At 47.2% G+C, this 7,952-nt stretch carries 8 protein-coding genes, 1 tRNA gene and 1 pseudogene; 4 read left to right on the forward strand and 6 right to left on the reverse strand.

What is annotated here, in order from left to right:
* The first annotated feature begins 32 nt into the window (after positions 1-32).
* Together rpsR and rplI are read left to right on the forward strand one after the other, a co-directional pair.
* Positions 33-305 (forward strand): 30S ribosomal protein S18, encoded by a 273-nt coding sequence (gene rpsR, locus K2G43_RS00880; RefSeq protein WP_297645507.1) that lies wholly within the window; start codon positions 33-35, stop codon positions 303-305.
* A 15-nt stretch (positions 306-320) separates the two neighbouring features.
* Entirely contained in the window at positions 321-770 is a 450-nt protein-coding gene (rplI, locus tag K2G43_RS00885; protein ID WP_297645504.1) for a 50S ribosomal protein L9, read from the forward strand.
* A gap of 231 nt (positions 771-1,001) precedes the next feature.
* Here the strand turns inward: rplI and K2G43_RS00890 are convergent.
* From K2G43_RS00890 to K2G43_RS00900, 3 genes and pseudogenes are all read right to left on the reverse strand, one after another.
* Positions 1,002-1,507, reverse strand: a pseudogene (locus K2G43_RS00890) (DDE transposase); the annotation flags it as partial.
* Between the two features lie 265 nt (positions 1,508-1,772).
* Positions 1,773-1,961: a hypothetical protein gene (locus K2G43_RS00895; RefSeq protein ID WP_300152717.1), complete on the reverse strand. Its 189-nt coding sequence runs from the start codon at positions 1,959-1,961 to the stop codon at positions 1,773-1,775.
* Between the two features lie 160 nt (positions 1,962-2,121).
* Positions 2,122-3,798, reverse strand: coding sequence for a long-chain fatty acid--CoA ligase (locus tag K2G43_RS00900; RefSeq protein ID WP_300152718.1), 1,677 nt, complete (start codon positions 3,796-3,798; stop codon positions 2,122-2,124).
* A gap of 85 nt (positions 3,799-3,883) precedes the next feature.
* Here K2G43_RS00900 and mtaB point away from each other — a divergent pair, with 85 nt between their 5' ends.
* Both mtaB and K2G43_RS00910 read left to right on the forward strand, forming a co-directional pair.
* Positions 3,884-5,206: a tRNA (N(6)-L-threonylcarbamoyladenosine(37)-C(2))-methylthiotransferase MtaB gene (gene mtaB, locus K2G43_RS00905; protein ID WP_297643187.1), complete on the forward strand. Its 1,323-nt coding sequence runs from the start codon at positions 3,884-3,886 to the stop codon at positions 5,204-5,206.
* A 33-nt stretch (positions 5,207-5,239) separates the two neighbouring features.
* Positions 5,240-6,256 carry a glycosyltransferase family 2 protein gene (locus tag K2G43_RS00910; protein ID WP_300152719.1) on the forward strand — a complete coding sequence of 339 codons (1,017 nt, stop codon included), beginning with the start codon at positions 5,240-5,242 and terminating at the stop codon, positions 6,254-6,256.
* 29 nt (positions 6,257-6,285) lie between these two features.
* Here the strand turns inward: K2G43_RS00910 and K2G43_RS00915 are convergent, their stop codons facing one another.
* From K2G43_RS00915 to K2G43_RS00925, 3 genes are all read right to left on the reverse strand, one after another.
* Entirely contained in the window at positions 6,286-6,702 is a 417-nt protein-coding gene (locus K2G43_RS00915; protein WP_300152720.1) for a DUF3592 domain-containing protein, read from the reverse strand.
* A gap of 89 nt (positions 6,703-6,791) precedes the next feature.
* The gene (locus tag K2G43_RS00920) at positions 6,792-7,250 is read right to left on the reverse strand and encodes a tellurite resistance TerB family protein (RefSeq protein WP_297643192.1); all 459 of its coding nucleotides are present in this window, start codon (positions 7,248-7,250) and stop codon (positions 6,792-6,794) included.
* A 628-nt stretch (positions 7,251-7,878) separates the two neighbouring features.
* Positions 7,879-7,951 (reverse strand) — tRNA-Gly (locus K2G43_RS00925).
* Position 7,952: the final 1 nt, after the last annotated feature.

Below are 7,952 nucleotides of genomic sequence, written 5' to 3' on the forward strand. Positions count from 1 at the left end.
AGTGTTAAATCAACTAAAAAGGAGGATTAATCATGGCACAACAAGTTCAATCAGAAATCAGATATTTAACTCCGCCCACAGTAGATGTTAAGAAGAAAAAATACTGCCGTTTCAAGAAGAGTGGTATTAAGTACATTGACTACAAAGACCCTGAATTCTTGAAAAAATTCTTGAATGAGCAAGGTAAGATTCTTCCGCGTCGTATTACAGGTACTTCTTTGAAGTTCCAACGTCGTGTAGCTCAAGCTGTGAAGAGAGCACGTCACTTGGCGTTGCTGCCTTATGTAACTGACATGATGAAATAATAGGAGGAGGAAAGTATGGAAATTATATTGAAAGAAGACATCGTAAACTTGGGTTATAAGAACGACATCGTGACTGTAAAGTCCGGTTATGGTCGTAACTACCTCATCCCGACCGGTAAGGCTGTCATCGCTTCTCCGGCTGCAAAGAAAATGTTGGCTGAAGAGTTGAAACAACGCGCTCACAAGCTGGAGAAAATCAAAAAGGATGCTGAAGAATTGGCAGCCAAGCTGGAAGGCGTATCATTGAAGATTGCTACGAAAGTCAGCTCTACAGGCACTATCTTCGGTTCTGTCGGCAATATCCAAATTGCTGATGAGTTGGCTAAGCTGGGTCACAACATCGATCGTAAGATTATCGTAGTGAAGGATGCTGTGAAGGAAGTTGGTAACTACAAGGCTATCGTTAAGTTGCACAAGGAAGTTTCTGTGGAAATTCCTTTTGAAGTAGTTGCAGAAGAAGCCTGATAATTTAGAAACTATATAGGAGAAAGCTCGGTTCTTTATGGAATCGGGCTTTTCTTATTTGGGGATATTCAGTAAATATCTCCTAAAAATTAAGGCTCATCCGGAATTTGGAGTGATAATCGGGCTTTCACCCGTTAATGATAGAAAGCGTCATTGTGCGCCATCGTTCCAAATATCGGATGAGCTAAAATTAAGATAGCACATGAAGGTGCCCCCCCCTAATCTCTTTATGTCCATTCGGGTGGCTCTCTCCCTTGAGAGTTCAGTTCTGAGCACCTTTCTCGACTGCTCGTCCTTGGCCGCCCTTCCCTTGCGGACAAAGAAGTGTATATTTCATATTTCGTACAGAACTTCCTGTTGGCGTTGTTGGCGTATATGGAATCGGCAGCCACGCACCTTACTCTCGCCTTCATAAGTCTCTGCTGCAGTCGGATACAAGCCTTTAGGCGTATCCCCTCGTTGAACGCCTTGAATGAGAGATGCTCGATGAAGGATATGCCGTCTATTTGTATGTTGCCAGCCTTCGCACCGAACTCAACCGGCTTTGTCTCCTTGCCTCTTACGATAGGGCATACATAATGGCGGTCGATGCTGACAATACGGTCGCTGACCTTCCCACCTTCAAACAGCTCCTTCCCCTGCACAAGGACTTTTCTGATTACGGAAAGCCGTTTCTGGTACTCCTGCGTATAGCGGAGTGAGGCACCGTACTTCTTATCAATCCTGTCCCTCTCGGAAGTATTTCGTATTTTTGCTATATCTTAGTTGGGGTATTTCCCCCGTTTTGGCCGTCAAACCTTATTTTCGGGGGAATATCTAAAGATACAAAAAAAAGCCTGCTAATTCGCAATGCTTTATGTATGAATTAGTTGGCTAATTTTATGATATTTACTGAATGTCCCTATTTACTGAATGTCCCAGGGTAAAGATATAAAAAAAAGTCTGTCCGTGCTTTGTGCACGTCAGACTTTCAATCCTCTCTAATGTGTTGTACCCTGAAGATTATTCAGCTACAACAGCTGCGCTATCTGCTGCTACAGTATCTGCTACTTCAACAACTTCTTCTACTACTGCTACTTCTTCTACTGCTACAGTGTCAGCGGCAGGTTGTTCAGCGTTAGCTGCTTTGTTACCACAAGATGCGAAAGATACTGCTACGATAGCTGCGGCCATCAAAACTAATTTTTTCATTTTCTTTTTACTTTTAAAAACGTAATACAATCAATTGCTTTATTAAAACGCTGCAAAGGTATGCACTTTTTGAATAAGTTGTTCTCGGAACTCCAACTTTTTTTATATTTTTTTTTGAGCTAAAGCCCATTTTGATGCTATTTGTATGTTTTACAGCATGTTATTCTTCTGCAATGCTGTTGTATAAATATCTTTTGATGCTTCTTTTGGGGGTCTTCTCAAATTCTGTCGGATATAACTGGATTTGGCTTACTTTTTCGTAGGCAGCCACGCTGTTATTCAGATTTTTGAGATTTTCGTCCATGATGGCTTTGAGGTTGTCATCGTGGTTCAGTCCTAATGAGTCTAATGCTTCATAGTCGGCATATACCAGTGCGACCAGTCTCTTTTTTCGTTCGATGACAAGGCTTTCCAGGACGAAAGGCATGTTGTTGAGCCGCGCTTCTATCTCTTCGGGGAAGATGTTCTGACCGCTTGAACTGAGAATCATGGTCTTGCTGCGTCCGCGGATGTAGAGGTTGTTTTGTTCGTCCAATGTGCCCAAGTCGCCGGTGCGCAACCAGCCGTCTTCGGTAAAGACTTCTTTGGTCGCTTCAGGGTTCTTGTAGTATCCGACCATGACGTTTTCGCCACGCACTTGAATTTCGCCCAGCTTGTCGTTGGGGTTCTCCTTATAAATGCGTGCTTCCATAATGCCATCGAGTATGCGTCCGGAAGAGGTGGGGACAAACTCGTCCCACGGGGCATAGCTGATAAGCGGAGCGCATTCGGTCATACCATAGCCGATGGTGAAGGGGAACTTGATGCGGTGGAAGAACTCTTCCACTTCCGGATTCATGGCGGCTCCTCCGATGATGACTTCTTTGAAACGGCCGCCCAGTGCATCTACCAGCTTCTTGCGGATTTGTCCGTATATCTGTCCGTCGAGCAGGGGGATATTGAGTGCCCACTTCATGGCACGCTTGTTGATGATGGGCTGGATTACGTTTTTGTATATCTTTTCAATGACAAGCGGGACGGTGATAATCAGGTTTGGTTTCACCTCTTCGAACGCCTTCATCAGGATTTTGGGTGAAGGCACTTTGCCCAGCAATGTGACATGAGTCCCGACGGCGGTGGCGGTGAGGAAATCGAAGGCGCAGCCGTAGGCGTGTGCCAGTGGCAGGAAGGAGAGTACTTTGTCTCCCTTTTTCAGCAGTTCGGTGCGGATGCCGAAAGTGACGTTGCCCGCCAGGTTGTTGCCTGTCAGCATCACTCCTTTGCTGAATCCGGTGGTGCCCGAAGTGTAGTTCAGCAGCATCACTTTGTCATTGGATAGATCGGTATATAGCACGTCCTCTTTGTGGAATCCGTTCGGATAGGTTTCTTCCATTTTCTCGTCCTGTTGTTTCAAGAAGCGCTGGATGGTTTCTCCATCGCGCTGATACAAGCAGCGGAAGTCGTTGAGTGAGAATACGCCGCGCAGTCTGGTGAGGCGCTCTTCCTCCAGATGCTCCCAGATGACGTCGCTGGTGAAAAGGAAGGTCGATTCGGAGTGGTTCACGATGTGATGCACATCGTTGGGGTTGAAGTCTTGCAAGATGGGAACCACGATTCCTCCGTAGGTGATAGTTGCCATGTAGGCGATACACCAGCGGGCGTTGTTCTTGCCGATGATGGAGATTTTGTCGCCGCGCCGCAACTGGCAATGTTTGAAGAGCAGATGTAATTTGGCTATCTCGCGTGCCACTTCGCCATAGGTATAACTTTCATTTTCTCCATAATTGGTGTAGCAGGGGAGGTCCCAATTTTCACGAAAACTATGCTCGTATAGTTTGATGAAGTTTTCTTGTATCATTGCACATTTTATTGATGAATGTGCAAAATTAGGGAAAATAGATGAATAATGTATATATTTGCAGCGAAAATATCTATATAAACTCATGATTGATACCCATATATTCCAAAATAAGACAGCGGTTTACTATACGCTGGGGTGTAAACTGAACTTCTCGGAGACCTCGACCATCGGCAAGATTTTGCTGGAGGCAGGTGTACGCACGGCACGCAGGGGCGAGAAAGCGGATATCTGCGTGGTAAACACCTGTTCGGTGACGGAAGTGGCGGACAAGAAATGCCGCCAGGCCATTCATAGACTGGTGAAGCAACATCCGGGAGCGTTTGTAGTGGTGACGGGTTGCTATGCCCAGTTGAAGCCGGAGACGGTGGCTAAGATAGAGGGGGTGGACCTGGTGCTTGGGGCTGAACAGAAAAAAGACCTGCTCGGCTATCTGGGCGATTTGCAGAAACACGATGCCGGTGAAGTCCATACTTCCGCATTGAAGGATATACGTTCCTTTGCTCCTTCTTGCTCGAGGGGCGACCGGACCCGTTTCTTCCTGAAGGTGCAAGACGGTTGCGATTATTATTGTTCCTATTGCACCATTCCTTTTGCCCGTGGACGCAGCCGCAACGGCAGCATCGCTTCCATGGTGGAGCAGGCCCGTCAGGCGGCAGCCGAAGGCGGGAAGGAGATTGTGCTGACCGGTGTCAACATCGGGGACTTTGGCAAGACTACCGGTGAGACTTTCTTTGATTTGGTGAAGGCGCTGGACGAGGTGGAAGGCATTGAACGCTATCGCATCTCTTCCATTGAGCCCAATCTGCTGACGGATGAGGTCATCGGGTATGTGGCACGTTCGCGCCGTTTCATGCCCCATTTCCACATTCCCTTGCAGTCAGGCTGTGACGAGGTGCTGAAGCTGATGCGTCGTCGTTACGATACCGCTCTGTTCGCCGCTAAAATCAAGAAGATAAAGGAGGTGATGCCCGATGCTTTTATCGGTGTGGATGTGATAGTGGGCACGCGCGGCGAAACGGAGGAGTACTTTGAACAAGCGTATGAATTTATCCGGAGTCTGGACGTGACGCAACTGCATGTTTTCAGCTATTCGGAACGCCCCGGTACGCAGGCTTTGAAGATAGAGCATGTGGTGCCTCCCGAGGAGAAACATCGCCGCAGCCAACGGTTGTTGGAGCTTTCGGACGAGAAGACGCGTGCTTTCTATGCACGCCACATCGGGCAGGTGATGCCTGTGTTGCTGGAGCGTCCCAAACCCGGAATGCCGATGCACGGCTTTACGCCGAACTATATTCGCGTGGAGGTGCCTTACAACGATGCGTTGGACAACCAAATGGTGACGGCGCGTCTGGGCGATTTCAATGAAGAGGGTACGGCGCTGCTGGGCGAGATAACCGTTTTGTAATGTGTGGATGAAAACCTGAAGAGAGCGTTTGCCATGGATAAGATTGCTGTTGTCATATTAAACTGGAACGGATGCGATATGCTCCGTTCCTTCCTTCCCAATGTAGTGCGCTGTTCGGAGGCGGAGGGCGTTGTGGTCTATGTGGCCGACAATGGTTCTACGGACGCTTCCGTGGAGATGCTTCGTCGTGAGTTTCCTGCCGTCCGGCTGATTCTGTTGGGCGAGAACTATGGCTTTGCCGATGGCTACAACCTTGCCTTGAGGCAGGTGGAGGCGACGTATGTGGTGTTGCTCAATTCCGATGTGGAGGTCACCGACTATTGGTTGGCTCCGTTGGCAGAATATATGGACGCCCATTCCGAAGTGGCCGCTTGCCAGCCTAAAATACGCAGTTGGCGCCATAAGGGGATGTTCGAATATGCCGGTGCGGCGGGAGGCTTCATCGACCGTTACGGTTATCCGTTCTGCCGGGGCCGCATCATGGGAGTGGTGGAGGAAGATAGGGGGCAGTACGATACGGTACTTCCCGTTTTTTGGGCCACGGGTGCCGCGCTGTTCATCCGCTTGGCGGATTATCGGGAAGCAGGCGGTCTGGACGGCCGTTTCTTTGCCCACATGGAAGAGATTGATTTGTGCTGGAGGCTTCGTGCCCGTGGCAAGCGGTTGGTATGTGTGCCGCAGAGTGTGGTCTATCACGTAGGAGGCGCCACGCTGAAGAAAGAGAATCCCCGGAAGACTTTCCTGAATTTCCGCAACAACTTGCTGATGCTGTATAAGAATCTGCCGCAGGAGGAATTGAAGCACGTGATGCGTGTGCGTGCAGTGCTCGACTTTGTGGCTGCCGCCAGCTTCCTGTTGAAAGGTCAGTTCTCCAATGCGCTTGCCGTACTTCGTGCCCGCCATGCTTACGCTTCCCTTCGTCTTTCATTTCAAGCGTCGCGCGAGGAGAATCAGAAGAAGGCGATTCTGGCGACGCTTCCCGAACGGACAAGCTACAGCATTTTGATGCGGTTCTATGTGGGGGGGAAGAAATACTTCTCGAAATTGTGAGATTGGCGGTTATCTCTACGTCTTCAGGCTTATTTGCGCGTCGAGGTATGTCGGGGAGAGATTGCGATTCCTAAAAAGAGGCAAAACGCACCGAATGCCCAGATGCTTCCCCATATAATCCCTTCTTCAAAAGGTATAATGACTTCTTCCGTGCGGTCAGGATTATACCATACCGAAATCTCACTTCCTTGGAATATGAAGGGATTGTGCAATTGCATCCTGACGTGACTTTTGTAACGCTTCGTTTCATATTGAATGCGTGCTGTACGCTTGTAGTATATTTTTCGATGACGATATGTCTTTTCTGTCTTCAGATGTGTTACAATTCCTGTGGTATGTTCCGTTTTTTTTGATTTATCATACAAGTTATAAATGCCATACGAGCCTGCGATAAACGAAATGCCACCTATCAGGAACAACAGAAGTATAATAGTCTTTGATTTCATATATGTATTCCGGCATTCTTGAAAAAAAAGAATTGAAGTTGGTGAAATAAAGATTATTCCAACCAGCTTCAATTCTAAAGGCTGTCATATTAGGCCTTATTCTTGATAATCATTACCTCTATAATAGAAATAGCGGCCTTTTCAGGAATAGCCAATGCTTCTGCCAATTGGTTGATAATCTCTTTTTCTTCCTCTTCAAGAACTCCGTCAGCAAGTGCTATATCTACAGCACAAGCAAAAGCCGTAAGTTTCAAGTCATCGGAAAGGCCTTCTGCTGATACTTTTGCTAAAGCGCCTGCACCGTCTTTCCTTAAGATTTTAAACAGTTTGTCGAACAACTTGTCAAAAGCCGGACCGGAAAAATTGTCGTATAACTTTAAACGGCGAATGTAATTTACGATACCTGCCCATTCAGATTCTGCGATGCTGCCGTCTGCACCTGCCATTGCAATGGCAATTCCGGCAAAAGCCTCTTGTTGGGTCAGCTTGGTTTCTTCCGGTGCTGCTTGAAAGATTTTGTCAAAAAGTCCCATATTCTTTTTTTTCATGCTCTTGGTTCCTGCGAGCGTTTATAAAAAAACTACGAAGCGTGGAACCGTATGCGTCACATCTTAAAATACGGTCTCCTGAGAACACCTTTGTGAACGGGTGTGTGGATAACAGCTTCGCACCTTATGTATGAAGACTATTGCGCGCTCGCTCGCTCATTGTTTTGACGTTTTTCAGGTTTTGCATTTACAAGAAGAAGACCATAACGCCTCGATATTTCTAATATGTCTTGGGTGGAGTTTCCTCAATCCAAGTGCGAAATTAGTTATTTTGTCAATACATTGTATCTATGAAGCGCAAAAAAATGTGACCTGAACATTTATTTTTTTCGGTCTTTCCGTTGTTTCTCTCAAGCCTTGTCGTGATTCGTCAATTTTAGTCGCAAAAAAACTTTATCCGGATGTTTGCCAACAGAACTCCGTGCGTCTGTGCAAACCAAAACATTGCCGCTGCTTTCCGAAAACATTGCCGCTTTCGGGCTGAAACATTGCCGGATATCGGAAGCGTAGAATAGGGGAATAGCGCCCCTTTATTATTTTACTGACTCATAGCCTCAGGCAGAATCGCTACCTTCTATAAACAAAAATCAGGTAGAAATCTTTCGATGACTACCTGATTCTCTTCAAGAGCGGAAGACGGGGCTCAAACCCGCGACCCTCAGCTTGGAAGGCTAATGCTCTATCAACTGAGCTACTTCCGCA

Origin of the sequence: Bacteroides sp. (assembly GCF_029057325.1) — a bacterium.
Taxonomy (GTDB): domain Bacteria; phylum Bacteroidota; class Bacteroidia; order Bacteroidales; family Bacteroidaceae; genus Bacteroides.

Bases quoted from the DNA above. Each gene is read 5' to 3' on its own strand.
- rpsR (WP_297645507.1), top strand. From the start codon at position 33: ATGGCACAACAAGTTCAATCAGAAATCAGATATTTAACTCCGCCCACA.
- rplI (WP_297645504.1), top strand. From the start codon at position 321: ATGGAAATTATATTGAAAGAAGACATCGTAAACTTGGGTTATAAGAAC.
- K2G43_RS00895 (WP_300152717.1), bottom strand. From the start codon at position 1,961: ATGAAAAAATTAGTTTTGATGGCCGCAGCTATCGTAGCAGTATCTTTC.
- K2G43_RS00900 (WP_300152718.1), bottom strand. From the start codon at position 3,798: ATGATACAAGAAAACTTCATCAAACTATACGAGCATAGTTTTCGTGAA.
- mtaB (WP_297643187.1), top strand. From the start codon at position 3,884: ATGATTGATACCCATATATTCCAAAATAAGACAGCGGTTTACTATACG.
- K2G43_RS00910 (WP_300152719.1), top strand. From the start codon at position 5,240: ATGGATAAGATTGCTGTTGTCATATTAAACTGGAACGGATGCGATATG.
- K2G43_RS00915 (WP_300152720.1), bottom strand. From the start codon at position 6,702: ATGAAATCAAAGACTATTATACTTCTGTTGTTCCTGATAGGTGGCATT.
- K2G43_RS00920 (WP_297643192.1), bottom strand. From the start codon at position 7,250: ATGAAAAAAAAGAATATGGGACTTTTTGACAAAATCTTTCAAGCAGCA.